The following is a 15801-nucleotide window of genomic DNA, read 5'->3' as shown; positions in this document are numbered from 1 at the left end:
GTAATCGACGCCAGATAACAACAATCACCAGCCAGCGCAATGGCGGTAACGGGGGTTTTCATGAGTGCGGTTGCAGATACCCACAGCCAGGAACATCACCACGGCCCGGCCAAAGGCATCAGCCGGTGGCTGCTGACCACCAACCACAAAGACATCGGCTCGATGTACCTGATTTTCAGCTTTGCCATGTTCCTGCTCGGCGGCAGCATGGCCATGGTCATCCGGGCCGAGTTGTTTCAGCCCGGGCTGCAGATTGTGCAGCCGGAGTTCTTTAACCAGATGACCACCATGCACGGGTTGATCATGGTGTTCGGGGCGGTGATGCCCGCCTTCGTCGGCCTGGCTAACTGGATGCTGCCGTTGATGATCGGGGCGCCGGACATGGCCCTGCCGCGCATGAACAACTGGAGTTTCTGGCTGCTGCCCTGCGCTTTCCTGATTCTGGTGTCGACTCTGTTTATGGAAGGTGGCGCACCCAACTTCGGCTGGACCTTCTACGCGCCCCTGTCGACCACCTATGGGCCACCCAGTACCACCTTCTTCATTTTTGCCATTCATATTATGGGGGTGTCTTCGATCATGGGGGCGATCAATATCATCGCCACCATCATGAACCTGCGGGCACCCGGCATGACCCTGATGAAAATGCCGTTGTTTGTCTGGACCTGGCTGATTACCGCCTTTTTGCTGATTGCGGTGATGCCGGTGCTGGCCGGGGCGGTCACCATGATGCTGATGGACATCAACTTCGGCACCAGCTTCTTTGACGCCTCCGGCGGTGGTGATCCGGTGCTGTTCCAGCACGTGTTCTGGTTCTTCGGCCATCCGGAAGTCTACATTATGATCCTGCCGGCGTTCGGGGCCATCTCCCACATTGTCTCGGCGTTTTCCCGCAAGCCTCTGTTCGGCTATGCCTCCATGGTGTATGCGGTGGGTGCCATTGCCCTGCTCTCATTCATTGTCTGGGCCCACCATATGTTCACGGTGGGCGTGCCTCTGGCGGGCCAGTTGTTCTTTATGTACGCCACCATGCTGATTGCCGTGCCCACCGGGGTGAAGGTGTTCAACTGGGTGACCACCATGTTCCGGGGCTCGCTGACCTTCGAGGCGCCCATGCTGTTTGCGGTGGCCTTTATCATTCTGTTCTCCATCGGGGGCTTCTCCGGCCTGATGCTGGCGATCGCCCCGGCAGATTTCCAGTATCACGACACCTACTTTGTGGTGGCACATTTTCACTATGTGCTGGTGCCAGGGGCGATCTTCGGGATTTTTGCCTCGGCCTATTTCTGGCTGCCGAAATGGACCGGCCACATGTACGATGAAACCCTGGCCAAAACTCACTTCTGGCTGTCGTTCATTGGCATGAACCTGGCGTTCTTCCCCATGCATTTCCTCGGGCTGGCGGGTATGCCCCGGCGCATTCCGGATTACGCGCTGCAGTTTGCCGACTTCAACATGGTGTCGAGCATCGGGGCGTTTATGTTCGGCGCCACCCAGTTGCTGTTCCTGTTTATTGTGGTCAAGTGTGCCCGGGGCGGTGAGAAAGCACCCGCCAAACCCTGGGACGGCGCCGAGGGGCTGGAGTGGACACTGCCCTCACCGGCGCCCTATCACACCTTCACCACACCACCGGACATCAAATAATCGGGAGGCCCGGCCATGGCTGATGCGAATTCCGACACGTCCCCGACTCCCCGGCGCAGCAATCGCCGGGTCATAGCCTGGTGCATGACCGGGGTGGTGGGTATGTTTGCCTTCGGGTTTGCGCTGGTGCCGCTGTACGACGTGTTCTGCGAGATTACCGGCATCAATGGCAAAACCGGCGGCCGCTATGAAGCGTCGTCGACGGGCCAGGTGGATGCAGACCGCACCGTGACCGTCCAGTTTCTGGCCAGCAACGGCCCAGGTATGTCCTGGGAGTTCCGGCCGGTTACCCGCAGCATCAAGGTGCATCCGGGGGAGCCGGTAACGGTGAATTTCTTTGCCCAGAACCCGGGTGACACACCCATGGTAGGCCAGGCGGTGCCCAGCCTGTCGCCGTCTGAGGGCACGCCCTACTTTCATAAAACCGAGTGTTTCTGCTTTAACCAGCAGCCTCTGGAGGCTGGCGAGAGTACCGAGATGCCTCTGGTGTTTATTGTTGATCCGGAGTTACCCGAATACATCACCAAGTTGACCTTGTCCTACACCCTTTATGACCAGAGCCAGCACATCGAGGTGTCCGGCCCGGTGGGGGCGGGTGCATCAACCAACAAGAACGGCTAAGCCATCGGAGACAGCTATGGCGGATCATCAGAACTACTATGTTCCCGAGCAGAGTAAGTGGCCGATCGTTGCAACGGTCGGGTTGGGGGTCACCCTGTACGGCGCCGCAGCCATTATGGTCAACGGCAACCAGGGGCAGAGCACCACCGGCTCCTGGGTGGTGTTCTGGATTGGGGCGCTGATTATGGCCTATATGCTGTTTGGCTGGTTCGGCAGTGTTATCCGGGAAAGTCGGGCAGGCCTGTACAGTGACCAGATGGATCGGTCGTTCCGCTGGGGGATGAGCTGGTTTATTTTTTCCGAGGTGATGTTCTTCGCCGCCTTCTTTGGGGCGCTGTTCTATGTCCGGGTGTTTGTGGTGCCCTGGCTGGGAGGGGAAGGCGACCGGGGCAGCAGCAACATGCTCTGGGAAGGCTTCCAGGCCAGCTGGCCACTGGTGAATAATCCGGACCCACAGGCCTATCCCGGGCCGCGCGAAGTGATTGGCCCCTGGGGCCTGCCACTGATCAACACCTTGCTGTTGGTGACGTCGTCGATCACCGTGACCATTGCCCACCACGCCCTGAAGGCGGGAAATCGCGCCGGGGTAAAGCTCTGGCTGACGGCCACTGTGGCCCTGGCAATCGTGTTCGTGTTCGTGCAGGGCTATGAGTACAGCCATGCCTATCAGGACCTGGATCTGACCCTGCGCTCCGGCATCTACGGCAGCACCTTCTTCATGCTGACCGGCTTTCACGGTGCCCACGTGGTTCTGGGCACCGTCATGCTGGTTACCATGCTGATCCGCATCCACAAGGGGCACTTCACCAAAGATCAGCACTTCGGCTTTGAAGCCGCGTCCTGGTACTGGCATTTTGTGGATGTGGTCTGGCTGGGGTTGTTTGTGTTTGTGTACGTGCTATGAGCAATGCTCAGGGCGTGGGGTTCAGGTTGAGATCGCCGGTCCACAGGGCAACGGCGATCAACACCAGCAGCACCACGCTCAGTGCCACGCGAACCGCCAGCGAGTTGACCACCCGATGGGTTTTGCCCTGATCACGGATCAGGAAAAACAGACCGCTGAACAAGCTGACAATGACCGCAAACAGCAAGACGACAATCGCAAGTTTCAGCATGGTGAACCCGATTTCTGATGCAGAGTTGTGCTCTGGTGCCTGGCACCGCCGCAGCGCGAAAAATGACCCTGACAATATAGCAGACTGTGCCGCCGCCCGAACGTGGAAAACCTACGCGTGATGTCCGGCCGCTGGCAATTCGACTGGCGCTTGCTGTTGTTCACAGGCTTGATGTTGCCGCTGTTGCTCAGTCTTGGAGTCTGGCAACTGCAACGGGCCGGAGAAAAAACACTGTTGCTGGAGGCCTGGCAAAGCCGCGACAGCGTACTGGTCTGGGCCAGTGTGCCGGAGACGCAACTGCAGACCGGCCAGCGGGTGGCGGTAACTGGCTGGTACGATGAAGCCACCTGGTTGCTGGATAACCGCACTCGCGACGGCCGGGCCGGGTACGAGGTGCTTACCCTGTTTCAGCCCATCGACGGCCCGCCGGTGGTGATCAACCGGGGCTGGGTGCCTGCGCCGCCAACCCGTGCCCAGTTGCCTGTTGTGACGACACCAGAGGGAGTGTTCACCTTGCAGGGCCGGGTGGCGGATTATCCGGAACCGCCGGTGTTGGGCCAGCCGGAACCGTCGCCTTCCGGCTGGCCCCGGCGGGTGCAGGCGTTACCCAGAAGCCGGGTGAGTTCGCAGGTCGCCGATCCGTCAACTAGACTGCTATTACTGGCAGACAGCCAGCAGCCGGGCGCCTATCGTGCAGACAAGGCTCCCGACGTGATGGGTCCCCAGACCCACTACGGGTATGCAAGCCAGTGGTTTGCTTTGGCGGCGGTGCTGACTATATTGACCTTGGTGGCGAGCTATAAAAAAACAACGAAAGACTCACAGGCAGGAGCCGATAATGACAACGACAACGGCTGATTCGATTCCGGATATTGATGGCCCGACCCCGGAACAGGTGTCCCGTGGCCGGCGCACCGCCATGCTGCTGTTCGCCGTGGGCTTTGGTCCCATGCTGCTGGCAACCTTGATGTATTACACCGGTTGGCTGAACCCGGCCAGCCAGACCAACGAAGGCGACCTGCTGCAGCCGGTGGTGCCGGTGCAGGCGCTGCATCTTGAAACCCTCAATGGCCAGCCTCTGGAAACCCGGTTTGGTGTGGAGAACACCGATGCCAAGTGGTTGATGCTGGTGGTATCCGGCACCTGTGGCGACGATTGCGAGCAGTTACTGTATCTGGCTCGCCAGGTGAATATCGCACTGGGCAAGAATGCACCCCGGGTTGGCCGGGCGGCTTATCTGGACGCACGGCCCACCGATCTGGAGCGCCGCTGGGCCCGGGAATACAACCTGATGGAGCGGCTGCAGGCGCAGTCTGGCCAGTCGCCCGCCTGGCCAGCCGGTATCCGGCCAGCGCAAAACGCCCGCTTGTTGCTGGTGGACCCCAACGGCAACATCGTCATGCACTACGGCGTGGAACACACTGGTAAGCAGATGCTCAAGGATCTCAAGCACCTGCTGAAACTGTCCCAGATCGGCTGAATCCTCGGGGGGTACGATGGTGGCCCAAGCATCGGACGAACACCGTGCCGTGGCCCGCAGGCTTGCCGTCTGGTCAACCTGCGCGTGCCTGCTGGCGGTATTGGTGATTACCCTGGGCGCCTGGACCCGGCTGGTACACGCAGGCCTGGGCTGCCCGGACTGGCCGGGCTGTTACGGCTTTCTGTCAGTGCCTCAATCTGAAACCCACATTGCCCTGGCCAATGCCCGATTCCCGGAAACTCCGGTGGATGTCTCCAAGGGCTGGCCGGAAATGATCCATCGTTACGCCGCTGGCACACTGGGTTTGCTGGTGTTTGGGCTGACCATCGCCTCAGTCCGTACCCGTCACAATGGCGTGCCGGTAAAGTTGCCTCTGTTCATCGCCGGTTTTGTGGTGTTGCAGGCGGCTTTCGGTATGTGGACGGTGACCCTGAAACTCTGGCCCCAGGTGGTGGCGTTGCACCTGCTGGGGGGCTTTACCACCCTGAGCCTGTTGTTGTTACTGACGCTCCGCCTGCGCAAGCAGGCCCGCTCACCCGTCTCCGCCAAAGCCCGGCGTTTTGTTGGCGCTGACCGGATGCGCCCCTGGCTGTACGGCGGGTTGCTGCTTGTGATCCTGCAGATTGCCCTGGGCGCCTGGACTGCCGCCAATTATGCCGCTGTGGCCTGCACCGATCTGCCCACCTGCCACGGACAATGGTGGCCCGAGGGTATGGATTTCCGCCATGGCTTTGATATTACCCAGCAGGTGGGTCCCAACTATCTGGGCGGCCAGCTGAACGGCGATGGCCGCACCGCGATCCATGTTAGCCATCGCCTGGGTGCGGTTATCGTGCTGGGGTATCTCGGCGCTATGCTGGCCGCGCTCTGGCGCCGCCGTGCGGAGACCGGGCTAAAGGGCAGTGTTGCCCTGGTGGCGGTGGTCTTGCTGATGCAGTTTTCACTGGGCCTGGCGAACGTCTGGCTGCACATTCCGCTGGCGGTTGCCGTGGCCCATAACGCCATGGGTGCCGGGCTGTTGTTATCCATGGTCAACCTGCTGTGGCAGCACCATCAACGGGAGCAGCCCGCCAGCCTATCCGCGATCCCCAAAACAACCATAAAACGGGAGGTAACGGCATGAGTGAGCACGCCAAAGTTCTATCGGTGCGCAGCGCCAGCCAGGCAGCCGGGCTGTCCTGGCGGGATTATCTGGAGCTTACCAAGCCCCGGGTGGTGGCCCTGATGATCCTGACCTCGGTGATCGGTATGTTGCTGGCAACCCCGGCAATTCCCGGTTGGTCGGTACTGCTGTTCGGTAATCTGGGCATTGCCCTGCTGGCCGGGGCGGCGGCGGTGGTTAATCATGTGGTGGATCGGAAAATCGACACCGTGATGGCCCGCACCCGCAAACGCCCGGTGGCAACGGGTCGCATTGCCACTGTGGATGCCTTATTGTTCGCCTCCGGCCTGGCTGCACTGGGAATGGTAGTACTGATCTGGCAGGTGAATGAACTGACCGCCTGGCTGACCCTGGCATCCCTGGTGGGTTATGCCGGTGTTTATACCCTGTTTCTGAAACGGGCGACGCCCCAGAACATTGTTATTGGTGGTCTGGCCGGTGCCATGCCGCCCTTGCTGGGCTGGACGGCGGTGACCGGCCAGGTGGATGGCCATGCGCTGCTGCTGGTGCTGATTATCTTCGCCTGGACTCCCCCGCACTTCTGGGCACTGGCCATTCACCGCAAGGAAGAATACGCCAAGGCCGGTATCCCCATGCTTCCGGTCACCCACGGCAACCGTTACACCGAACTGCACATTCTGCTGTACACCCTGATGCTGCTGGCGGTCAGCCTGCTACCCTTTGTCACAGGTATGTCCGGCGCTATTTACCTGGTGGGCGCACTGGCGCTAGGCTTGCGGTTTCTGCAGTACGCCGTACGCCTGTTGCGCGGGGATGACCGGCGGGTTGCACTGAACACCTTCAAATACTCTATCACCTATCTGATGGCGCTGTTTGTGGTGTTGCTGGTAGATCACTATGTCTTGATTCCGGCCTGACGGCCGGAGCGGGCTTGTCAGGGAGGCCCCATGGGGCGGTCGATTCGGATTACCTTGTTTGTTCTGTTGTTGCTGGTGGTGCTGGTGTTTGGCCTGTCGGTGGGGCGCCAGGTGTTTCTGGTCGGCAGTGAACCTTCACCGGCGCCGGACCTGAGCCAGTACAACGCCTATGTCTATGACCAGCCCCGGCCACTTACTGAGTTTACCCTCACCAACGAGCAGGGTGAGACCGTTACCCGCGAAGACCTCAAGGGCCGCTGGACGTTCGTGTTTGTGGGTTACACCAACTGCCCCGATATCTGCCCGGCCGCCATGGCCAACCTCCGGCGCACCGATCAACTGTTGCCAGCAGAACTCCCCCAGCCGGACTACCTGCTGATTACCGCTGATCCGGAACACGACACCCCGGAAAAACTGAAAGCCTATACCGGGTTCTTTGGCGAACACTTCCATGGCCTGACCGGCGATCTGGATATGCTGAGGGCCGTTGCCAAGAGCGTCAGCGCGGTATTTGTCCATCGCGAAGTGGATGGCCAGTTGCTGGTGGATCACAGTGGCCATTTTGCGCTGCTGAACCCCCGGGGCGAAGTGCAGGCACTGATCCAGCCGCCGCATAAACCGGCGGAACTGGCCAAGGCGTTTGAGCGCATTTATCAATGGGCGGATGCCAACCGCAAGGGCTGAAGCTGGCGGGATTAAGGCCAAGGTCACACTGACAAACCTGCATTCCTTCTCTACACTGCCCGGTTTCGTCAACCTCACGGCGGGCATCCATGACTTCGGCACCGAACACCACACCCAGACAACTGTTTACCGTATTGCTGGCGGGCGGCCTGGTGTTGATGGTAGTGCACGGTCTTGGCCGGTTCATATACACGCCCCTGTTGCCCTATCTGGTAGCGGATAACCAGTTTGATGCCGCCGACGGCGCCGCTGTGGCCACCTGGAACTACCTGGGCTATCTGATGGGGGCCATGCTGGCCATTCGCTGGCATCGTATTGACCAGATACGGGTGATGTTACCGCTGTTTATGGCCGTGCATGTGGTGACCACGCTGGTGACCACGCAAACAGACCAGCTCACCCTGATTTCGTTCATTCGCTGGCTCAATGGTGTTGCCAATGGCGTGGTGTTCGTGCAGGCACCGGCGCTGATTCTGGAATGGCTGGTCTGGCGCAACCGGGCATCCCTGAGTGGTCTGGTGTACATCGGTGTTGGTATGGGGCTGCTGATATCCAGCGGCCTGGTAACTGGCACCGCCGACCTGCTGACCGGGGCCGAGCGCTGGTGGCCAGCGGCCCTGCTGTCGATTCCGCTGGCCTGGTGGGGCGCCATGAAACTGCGCCAACTGGATGTGCCGGTACGCCAGCAAACCGATACCGGCCAGGCGGTAGTGAATACTCCCTTACTTGACCGGGCCAGCATCCCGCTGTTTCTGTCCTATGCCGGTGCCGGGCTCGGTTATATCCTGCCCATGACCTTTCTGCCGCTGTTGGCGAAACAGGTGCTGCCAGATGAACACGCCTTGCTGGACGGTACCTGGGTGATCGTTGCCCTGTGTACCATTCCGGCCCCGTGGATATGGAACAAGCTGGGCGCGAAAATGGGCGATTTGCCAGCCCTGCGCCTTAATTTCATCATTCAGCTGGCGGGGGTGGTGGCATCGGTGATCTGGCCAGGGCCATTGGGCCTGGTGCTCTGTGGCTTGCTGGTGGGCAGCACCTTTGTTGGGACGGTCTTACTGACCCAGCGCATCGGCCGCGCCCTGCACCCGCACCAGGGGCCGCGTTTGTCGGCGGCCATGGTCGCGCTCTACGGCTTCACCCAGATGGTCGGCCCCTGGCTGACCAAGCAGTGGCTCGATGCCGGTGGCACACTGGTGTCGGCTTTCGGCATCGGGGTAGCAGCGTTGGCGTTCGGATTGCTGTTCGCGTTCTTTGTGCCCCGGCCGGAGGCCTGGCACAGCCGCTCATGAGCCAGCACTGGCATGATAAACTGCCGTCTCATTCCGGCCGAAACTCAGCGTCATGCTTCCGATAGACTCGATTCTTCCCGAACTGACTCAAACCCTGGCCCGCACCACCACGGTGCTGCTCCAGGCGCCGCCCGGCGCCGGTAAAACCACCCGGGTGCCGCTGGCGTTGCTGGACGCACCCTGGCGCGGCGATCGAAAAATCCTGATGCTGGAACCCCGGCGCCTGGCCGCCCGGTCTGCTGCGCGCTTTATGGCCCAGCAACTGGGTGAAACCGCCGGCCAGACCGTGGGCTACCGCACCCGTCTGGATACCCGGGTGTCCGCCAACACCCGGATTGAAGTGGTGACCGAGGGCATTCTCACCCGCCTGATCCAGAACGACCCCATGCTGGAAGACTACGCGGCGGTGCTGTTTGACGAGTTCCATGAACGATCTCTGCAGGCGGATCTGGGCCTGGCCCTGGTGCGGGAAAGCCAGCAGGCATTGCGGGAAGACCTTCGTCTGCTGGTGATGTCGGCGACGCTGGATACGGCGCCTATTGCCCGGGTACTGGGCGAGGTGCCGGTGATTACCAGTGCGGGCCGGGCGTTTCCGGTGGCGGAAATCTATCAGCCAATGCCCCGCAACACCCGGCCAGTGGAGCATACAGTGCAAGTTATTCAGGAGGCCCTGCAAAGCCAGCCTGGTTCATTGCTGGTGTTTCTGCCCGGTGCCGGTGAAATTCGCCGGGTCGCGCAGCAACTGGCGGGGCAGCTGCCCGGTAATACCCGGCTGGCGCCGCTGTACGGCAATCTGAAATCCGACGAGCAGGACCGTGCCATCGCCCCGGCGCCGGAGGGCACCCGCAAGGTGGTACTGGCCACCGCCATCGCCGAGACCAGCCTGACCATCGAAGGTATTCGGGTGGTGATTGACGCTGGCCAGCAGCGCCGGGCGGTGTTCGATGCCAACAGCGGCATGACCCGGCTGATCACCGGCCGGGTGTCGAAAGCTTCGGCTGAGCAGCGCAAGGGCCGGGCGGGCCGGGTGGAACCGGGGGTGTGTTACCGGTTGTGGAGCGAGTCGGAGCAGTTTGGGCTGGCGGACTACACGCCGCCAGAAATCCAGTCGGCGGATCTGGCGCCCCTGGTGCTGGAACTGGCCCAATGGGGTGCCCGGGCGCCGGAACAGGTGGCCTGGGTTGATCCGCCCCCGGCGGCCCACTGGCAACAGGCGGTGGGTTTGCTGCAATGGCTGGATATGCTCGATGCCGAGGGCGCCATCACCGAACATGGCAAGGCTGCTCGGGAGCTTGGCCTGCACCCGCGCCTGGCCCATATGGTGCTTCGGGGCCGCGCCCTGGGGCTGGGCCAGTTGGCGGCGGAACTGGCGGCCTTGTTGGAAGAACGGGATCTTCTGGGCCCTGGTGCCGGGGCCGATCTGCAGGAACGGGTGCGGCTACTGCGGGGGGAAGCCGGGCCCCGGGGGCTGGATGCAGCCCGCTTAAAGGCGCTGCGACAGGCGGTCAAGCGGCTGTGCCGGGCTGCCCTGAAAACCGACCTACCCTCGGCCACTGAGGTTGGCCGGGTGCTGGCCCAGGCTTATCCCGATCGCATTGCCCGTCGCCGGGCAGGTTCGGCGCCCCGCTATCAGCTGAGTAACGGCAAAGGTGCCCTGCTGCGGGACGACGATCCCCTGGCCCGGGAAGACTGGCTGGTGGCGGCGGATCTGGATGGCAAGGCCCGGGAGGCAACGATTTATCTGGCAGCACCGGTGAGCCTTGCGGATCTGGAACAGGACTTGGCCGGGCACATCCAGTACGGCGACGAGGCCTTCTGGGATGACCACCGGGGCCGCGTTGTGGCCCGTGAGGTGCGCAAGCTGGGTGCGCTCATTCTGGCGGAGCAGCCGCTGGCTCAGGTGGCCCCGGAGCTCATTCAGCAGGGCTTGCTGGACGCTATTCGGCGCAAGGGCCTGGACAGCCTGCCCTGGACCGATGCCAGCCGCCAATGGCAGGCCCGGGTGCGGTTGCTGGCCAACCGGTTCCCGGGTGACTGGCCTGACGTGGACGATCAGGCTCTGCTGGATAGCCTTGAACATTGGCTGGGCCCTTTTCTGGCGGGTTCGCAGCGGTGGGCGGACATTACCCGGCTGGATCTGCTTCCGGCACTGGCTTCATTGCTGGATTATCCCCGGCAGCAACAGCTGGAAAGCCTGGCACCCCGGGCCCTGAGTATTCCCACGGGACAGAAAGTGTCGCTGGATTACACTCAGGATCATGGCCCGGTGCTGGCGGCGAAACTGCAGGCGTTGTTCGGCTGGACCGACACCCCGACTGTGGCGGGTGGTCAGGTGCCGGTGGTGATTCATCTGTTGTCACCCGCGCAGCGGCCGCTGGCGGTGACGGCGGATCTGGCCAGTTTCTGGCAGAACGCCTACCCGGAGGTTCGCAAGGAACTGCGGGGCCGTTACCCCAAACACCCCTGGCCGGAAGATCCGCTCACCGCCCCGGCCCAGCAGGGCACCAAGAAACGCCCGGCGCCCTGAATAACGCGCTTCAGCGGATGATGGTGCGGCTTTTCTCCAGGTACACGGCGCCCTGCTGCCTGACCGTATCCGGGGCTGCGTGCTCGGAGGCCTTGTGGACTTTTTCCAGCCGTTCGGCAATGTCTTCCAGTTCGTCATCCAGTTTGCCCAGAGCATTCTCCAGCGTGTAAGTCAGCTGATGAACCTCGTTCATGGCTTCCGGCGTCAGCTCGCCTGCCAGAACCTGCTCCAGGCGGTGGTTGTACTCCGAGAAATTGGCCACGGCCTGAGCCAGGGTTTTCGACGGTTCGCCTTTGAAATGGCTGTACTCGTCATCGGCAGCCGCTGGCAGAGTGAACATCAGAGCGGCGGTGGCAGCGGCCAGCATAAACGGTGTTTTCATGGAGAATTCCTCAATGGTTATCTGTAATGCAAATTATTATTACTTTGTTTTGCTGCCGCCATGAGATCAGTCAAGTTGGCGCAAAAATACTGCTTGCCAGCGGCAAAAAGCTGGATAAAATGCCGCCAATTTCTTCCTTTTGTGTGGCGCCTTCCATGCAACTTGTCTCCTTCAACGTGTTTCGTACTCTGGGATTTCCCGACACCACCGTGCTCAAGCCTGAGCACTTTCTGAACCATAAACCTCTGCTCAGAGAGGCCGACTGGGTGTTGTTTCCCGAATACTGGCAGATCAGTGCGCTGGTACATGGCCTGAAATGCCGGATTTTTCCCAGTGTTGCCAGCTACCGCATTGGTCACGACAAGGTGGAAATGACCCGGGCTTTCCAGACCGTGGCGCCCGAGCACACGCCCTGGACAATCATCGAGGCTAACGGCCCGCGGGAGCGGGAATCGCTCTGGGAGGCCATGGCCCTGCCGTTTGTTGCCAAGCTGCCGAAAGCCAGTATGGGTGACGGTGTGTGGTTGATTGAATCCCGCGCCGACTGGCAGAGATACTGTGAGCGCACCGACGTGCTCTACGTGCAGGAATACCTGCCTATCGACCGGGACGTGCGGGTGGTTATCATCGGGGATCAGGTGGTGACGGCCTACTGGCGAACCCAGGCGGAACAGGGTTTCTACAACAACGTGGCGAAAGGCGGCCAGATTGTGACCGGCGAGGTGCCGTTGGCAGCAACGGAACTGGCGTTGCGCCTGGCCCGGGCGTTAGGTGTGGATCACGCAGGCTTTGATATTGCCCTGGTGGAGGGTTACCCCTATGTGCTGGAATTCAACCGCTTGTTCGGCAATCAGGGGCTGGGCCAGGGGAACGAGCTGCAGGCGGCGATTCTGGCGTACCTGCACAGCCAGAGTTGTCCGCGAGATCCGGATGGCCCGGTTGAGCCCCCACCCCTTTGGCCGGTGGCGGTTTGATGCCGCCGGTCGCGAAGCGTGCGACCCGGTAAATTTGAGCTAATCTTGATGGGTATAACTGCGCATTTGCCGCGCAGAAAAAAAGCCCGAAACTCGCGAAATCTTACCGGCGCTGCGGTCTGTCTGCAGTGCCTTTTTCTATGGTTGTTTGCCCCAGGGAGGGACACACCACCCATGCTCCAGACCCCCAACGCCGATATTGCCGATTACTACAGCGCCGAGACCTTCAAGCGGATCAAAGACTTTGCCGATGGCAAGGAAACGCCGTTTGTGGTGATCGATACCCAGACCATCGACCGCCAGTACCAGGAGCTGGTGGAAGGCTTTCCCTACGCCAGTGTGTACTACGCGGTGAAGGCCAACCCGGCCCCGCAGATTCTGACCATGCTGCGGGACAAGGGGGCGAATTTCGACATTGCGTCGGTGTATGAGCTGGACAAGGTGATGGCGCTGGGGGTAACCGGGGATCGCATCAGTTACGGCAATACCATCAAGAAGGCAAAGGACATCCGCACCTTCTATGAAAAGGGCGTGCGCCTGTTTGCCACCGATTCCGAGGCGGACCTGCGCAACATTGCCAAGGCGGCACCGGGTTCGAAGGTGTATGTGCGTATCCTCACGGAAGGCACCCTGACCGCCGACTGGCCGCTGTCCCGCAAGTTTGGCTGCCAGACCGACATGGCCATGGATCTGCTGATTCTGGCCCGGGATCTGGGGCTGGTGCCCTATGGCGTGTCTTTCCATGTGGGTTCCCAGCAGCGGGAAATCGGTGCCTGGGACGCGGCCCTGAACAAGGTAAAGGTGATCTTCGAGCGCCTGAAAGAAGAAGACGGCATCGAGCTGAAAATGATCAATATGGGCGGTGGTTTTCCGGCCAACTACATCACCCGCACCAACGAACTGGCGGTGTACGCGGAGGAAATCGCCCGGTTCCTGCATGAGGATTTCGGCGACGAACTGCCGGAGATCATTATTGAGCCGGGGCGGTCACTGATTTCCAATGCCGGAGTATTGGTGAGCGAGGTGGTGCTGATTTCCCGGAAATCCCGTACCGCGCTGCACCGGTGGGTGTTTACCGATGTGGGCAAGTTTTCGGGGCTGATCGAGACGCTGGATGAGGCCATCAAGTTCCCGATCTGGACCGAGAAGACCGGTGAAGGCGAGGACTGTGTTATTGCCGGGCCGACCTGTGACAGTGCCGACATCATGTATGAGCACCACAAGTACCCGCTGCCGCTGAACCTGGCGATTGGCGACCGGATGTACTGGCTATCGACCGGCGCCTACACCACCACCTACAGCGCCATCGAGTTTAACGGCTTTCCTCCGTTGAAAGATTATTACCTCTGAATCAGTGCTCTGGCCCAACGGCCAGAGCCTGACGATGAAACCTGGAAAGGATCAGTCTGCGGGCTGATCCTTTTTTCGTGTCAGATCCAGCGTAAAGGCCAGCGGCAGCACCAGCAGGCTATAGGCAATCATGGTAAGAATGGCGTGGCGGGTGTCGCCGGACCAGTCAGCGATAACGCCCCCAAGCATAGGCACCGAGAAGGCCATGGTGTAGCCCACGAGGAAGGTGCCTGCCGATAGCCGCCCGGTTTCCGATGAACTCACCAGAAGCGGTGGCAGGGCCACCATCAGAATCAGCAGCATGCCTGCGACACAACTCATGAAGGCGGCGCTGGCAATGGACCACCAGCCATCCAGCAACAAGATACCAATGGTGCCGGCAATGCTCAGGCTGGCCAGAACAATGATGGGTTCGCGCTGGCCGACCCAGGCCCTGGCCATTTTCAGCATAAGCAGAGAGGCTGCCACCTGGGCTACGTTGAACCAGAACAGCGCTTCCGGCAGTCGGTCGAACTGCCCTTGTTGCTCCAACAGATTGCCCATGTAGGCATTCAGGCCAAAAAACATACAGCCGGACAATCCCAGCAGCAGGCCGAGGCGCAGCGTCAGCGGGTTCTTCCAGTCGGGCAGCCAGGCGCCCCTGCGGGTGGGCGGAGCGAAATCCCGCTTCGGCAGATACAGCGCGGCCGCCACCACCAGCGCGGGCAGCGACCAGGCGATCAGTGTGGCTCGCCAACTGTTGTCGAACAGAGGCATGACCAGCGGCAGAGTAATACCCGCGCCGATAAATTCGCCCATCAACAGGCCGTTCATGTAAATGGCCGAGCCCAGCGCTATGTGGTGTGGCTGCAACCAGCGGGGCAGCAGTGCTGGTAACGCCGGTTGCATCATTGCCACCCCCAGGCCCATGACCGCACTGGCAATCATCAGTGTCAGAGTATCGGGCACCAGGCCCCGCCCGGCCGAGCCGACCACCATAATGACCATGGCTAATGCCAGGGTGTTTCTTGGGCCAATGCGTGAAATTGCCAGAGAGCCGGGCATGGCACCAATGGCCAGCATCAGGATGGGCAGAGTAGTGAGGGCGCCGGTCAGGGTTTGGGACAGTGCGAGATCGTCGCCGATAAACGGCGCCAGTGGTGGAGCCACCAGCACCGGGATACGCAGGTAAACACCGGCAAACCAGAGCAAGATCGCCACCGGCAGCAGGCGTGCTGGCGGTGGCGATGCAGTGGTCGCCGATTGGGCAGCGACAGACACAGGGATCAGTCTTCGCTGGTGTCGGGCAGGTAAGCGCCGTCTTCGTCGTGAACTTCGCGGCCGGTGACCGGCGGGTTGAAGGCGCAGATCAGGCGCATGTCTTCCGTGCCGCCACGCAGCGTGTGCTGGTCGTGCTGGTCGAGCGCGTACAGGGTGCCGTCGCTGATCTCGTGGGTTTCGCCGGTGGCCTTGTCGGTGATGGTGCCGTTACCGGCCACGCAATACACGGCTTCCAGGTGGTGCTTGTACCACAGGTTCAGTTCGGCGCCCGCCGGGATGATGGTTTCGTGGAAAGAGAATCCCATGCCGTCTTTTTTCAGCAGCATCCGACGGCTGGTCCAGCCCGGGCCGTGAACTTCGCGCTCGGTACCGATGATGTCTTGCACACGTACAATTTTCATTTGCATTCCCCGTTATGTGATGGAATAGCCA

At 61.1% G+C, this 15801-nt stretch carries 16 protein-coding genes; 12 read left to right on the top strand and 4 right to left on the bottom strand.

Features of this window, described 5'->3' with window-relative positions:
* Positions 1–60: 60 nt before the first annotated feature.
* Genes ctaD through C7H09_RS02510 form a run of 3 tightly spaced genes read left to right on the top strand, consistent with a single transcriptional unit; the run spans position 61 to position 3169 of the window.
* Complete coding sequence (gene ctaD / locus C7H09_RS02520) at positions 61–1644, top strand: cytochrome c oxidase subunit I (RefSeq protein ID WP_106761060.1); 1584 nt, start codon at positions 61–63, stop codon at positions 1642–1644.
* 15 nt (positions 1645–1659) lie between these two features.
* Positions 1660–2265: a cytochrome c oxidase assembly protein gene (locus tag C7H09_RS02515; protein WP_106761059.1), complete on the top strand. Its 606-nt coding sequence runs from the start codon at positions 1660–1662 to the stop codon at positions 2263–2265.
* A 16-nt stretch (positions 2266–2281) separates the two neighbouring features.
* Entirely contained in the window at positions 2282–3169 is an 888-nt protein-coding gene (locus C7H09_RS02510) for a cytochrome c oxidase subunit 3 (protein WP_106761058.1), read from the top strand.
* Between the two features lie 7 nt (positions 3170–3176).
* Here C7H09_RS02510 and C7H09_RS02505 read toward each other — a convergent pair whose 3' ends face one another.
* Positions 3177–3380, bottom strand: coding sequence for a twin transmembrane helix small protein (locus C7H09_RS02505; protein ID WP_106761057.1), 204 nt, complete (start codon positions 3378–3380; stop codon positions 3177–3179).
* A gap of 102 nt (positions 3381–3482) precedes the next feature.
* Here C7H09_RS02505 and C7H09_RS02500 point away from each other — a divergent pair, with 102 nt between their 5' ends.
* From C7H09_RS02500 to hrpB, 7 genes are all read left to right on the top strand, one after another.
* Entirely contained in the window at positions 3483–4238 is a 756-nt protein-coding gene (locus C7H09_RS02500) for an SURF1 family protein (protein ID WP_276309296.1), read from the top strand.
* Complete coding sequence (locus C7H09_RS02495; RefSeq protein WP_106761055.1) at positions 4219–4860, top strand: hypothetical protein; 642 nt, start codon at positions 4219–4221, stop codon at positions 4858–4860. Before C7H09_RS02500 ends, C7H09_RS02495 begins: the two co-directional genes overlap by 20 nt.
* 16 nt (positions 4861–4876) lie before the next feature.
* Positions 4877–5983, top strand: coding sequence for a COX15/CtaA family protein (locus tag C7H09_RS02490; protein ID WP_106761054.1), 1107 nt, complete (start codon positions 4877–4879; stop codon positions 5981–5983).
* Positions 5980–6900: a heme o synthase gene (cyoE, locus tag C7H09_RS02485; RefSeq protein ID WP_106761053.1), complete on the top strand. Its 921-nt coding sequence runs from the start codon at positions 5980–5982 to the stop codon at positions 6898–6900. The genes C7H09_RS02490 and cyoE overlap by 4 nt, the downstream gene beginning before the upstream one ends.
* 30 nt (positions 6901–6930) lie before the next feature.
* A complete protein-coding gene (locus C7H09_RS02480) occupies positions 6931–7584 on the top strand; it encodes an SCO family protein (RefSeq protein WP_106761052.1) in 654 nt (217 codons plus the stop codon).
* An 89-nt stretch (positions 7585–7673) separates the two neighbouring features.
* Positions 7674–8876 carry a YbfB/YjiJ family MFS transporter gene (locus C7H09_RS02475; RefSeq protein WP_106761051.1) on the top strand — a complete coding sequence of 401 codons (1203 nt, stop codon included), beginning with the start codon at positions 7674–7676 and terminating at the stop codon, positions 8874–8876.
* Positions 8877–8928: 52 nt separating this feature from the next.
* Positions 8929–11403, top strand: coding sequence for an ATP-dependent helicase HrpB (hrpB, locus tag C7H09_RS02470; RefSeq protein ID WP_106761050.1), 2475 nt, complete (start codon positions 8929–8931; stop codon positions 11401–11403).
* A gap of 10 nt (positions 11404–11413) precedes the next feature.
* On the opposite strand, the gene C7H09_RS02465 is transcribed toward hrpB, so the two are convergent.
* The gene (locus C7H09_RS02465) at positions 11414–11785 is read right to left on the bottom strand and encodes a DUF6746 family protein (RefSeq protein ID WP_106761049.1); all 372 of its coding nucleotides are present in this window, start codon (positions 11783–11785) and stop codon (positions 11414–11416) included.
* A gap of 155 nt (positions 11786–11940) precedes the next feature.
* Here C7H09_RS02465 and C7H09_RS02460 point away from each other — a divergent pair, with 155 nt between their 5' ends.
* Together C7H09_RS02460 and C7H09_RS02455 are read left to right on the top strand one after the other, a co-directional pair.
* The gene (locus tag C7H09_RS02460) at positions 11941–12759 is read left to right on the top strand and encodes an ATP-grasp domain-containing protein (protein WP_106761186.1); all 819 of its coding nucleotides are present in this window, start codon (positions 11941–11943) and stop codon (positions 12757–12759) included.
* A gap of 174 nt (positions 12760–12933) precedes the next feature.
* The gene (locus tag C7H09_RS02455) at positions 12934–14109 is read left to right on the top strand and encodes a type III PLP-dependent enzyme (protein ID WP_106761048.1); all 1176 of its coding nucleotides are present in this window, start codon (positions 12934–12936) and stop codon (positions 14107–14109) included.
* Positions 14110–14160: 51 nt separating this feature from the next.
* Here the strand turns inward: C7H09_RS02455 and C7H09_RS02450 are convergent, their stop codons facing one another.
* Both C7H09_RS02450 and C7H09_RS02445 read right to left on the bottom strand, forming a co-directional pair.
* Positions 14161–15369, bottom strand: a complete 1209-nt coding sequence (locus C7H09_RS02450; RefSeq protein WP_106761047.1) for an MFS transporter — start codon at positions 15367–15369, stop codon at positions 14161–14163.
* Positions 15370–15374: 5 nt separating this feature from the next.
* Positions 15375–15770 (bottom strand): ectoine synthase, encoded by a 396-nt coding sequence (locus tag C7H09_RS02445; RefSeq protein ID WP_106761046.1) that lies wholly within the window; start codon positions 15768–15770, stop codon positions 15375–15377.
* Positions 15771–15801 lie beyond the last annotated feature (31 nt).

The organism is Marinobacter fuscus (assembly GCF_003007675.1).
In the GTDB taxonomy this organism is placed as follows: Bacteria; Pseudomonadota; Gammaproteobacteria; order Pseudomonadales; family Oleiphilaceae; genus Marinobacter; species Marinobacter fuscus.
Note: the sequence above shows the minus strand (reverse complement) of the source record. Positions and strands in the feature narration are given on the sequence as shown.

Excerpts from the sequence above, each read along its gene's own strand:
- C7H09_RS02510 (WP_106761058.1), top strand. The coding sequence starts at position 2,282 with ATGGCGGATCATCAGAACTACTATGTTCCCGAGCAGAGTAAGTGGCCG.
- hrpB (WP_106761050.1), top strand. The coding sequence starts at position 8,929 with ATGCTTCCGATAGACTCGATTCTTCCCGAACTGACTCAAACCCTGGCC.
- C7H09_RS02445 (WP_106761046.1), bottom strand. The coding sequence starts at position 15,770 with ATGAAAATTGTACGTGTGCAAGACATCATCGGTACCGAGCGCGAAGTT.
- C7H09_RS02465 (WP_106761049.1), bottom strand. The coding sequence starts at position 11,785 with ATGAAAACACCGTTTATGCTGGCCGCTGCCACCGCCGCTCTGATGTTC.
- C7H09_RS02460 (WP_106761186.1), top strand. The coding sequence starts at position 11,941 with ATGCAACTTGTCTCCTTCAACGTGTTTCGTACTCTGGGATTTCCCGAC.
- C7H09_RS02480 (WP_106761052.1), top strand. The coding sequence starts at position 6,931 with ATGGGGCGGTCGATTCGGATTACCTTGTTTGTTCTGTTGTTGCTGGTG.
- C7H09_RS02475 (WP_106761051.1), top strand. The coding sequence starts at position 7,674 with ATGACTTCGGCACCGAACACCACACCCAGACAACTGTTTACCGTATTG.
- cyoE (WP_106761053.1), top strand. The coding sequence starts at position 5,980 with ATGAGTGAGCACGCCAAAGTTCTATCGGTGCGCAGCGCCAGCCAGGCA.
- ctaD (WP_106761060.1), top strand. The coding sequence starts at position 61 with ATGAGTGCGGTTGCAGATACCCACAGCCAGGAACATCACCACGGCCCG.
- C7H09_RS02490 (WP_106761054.1), top strand. The coding sequence starts at position 4,877 with ATGGTGGCCCAAGCATCGGACGAACACCGTGCCGTGGCCCGCAGGCTT.
- C7H09_RS02515 (WP_106761059.1), top strand. The coding sequence starts at position 1,660 with ATGGCTGATGCGAATTCCGACACGTCCCCGACTCCCCGGCGCAGCAAT.
- C7H09_RS02495 (WP_106761055.1), top strand. The coding sequence starts at position 4,219 with ATGACAACGACAACGGCTGATTCGATTCCGGATATTGATGGCCCGACC.
- C7H09_RS02455 (WP_106761048.1), top strand. The coding sequence starts at position 12,934 with ATGCTCCAGACCCCCAACGCCGATATTGCCGATTACTACAGCGCCGAG.
- C7H09_RS02505 (WP_106761057.1), bottom strand. The coding sequence starts at position 3,380 with ATGCTGAAACTTGCGATTGTCGTCTTGCTGTTTGCGGTCATTGTCAGC.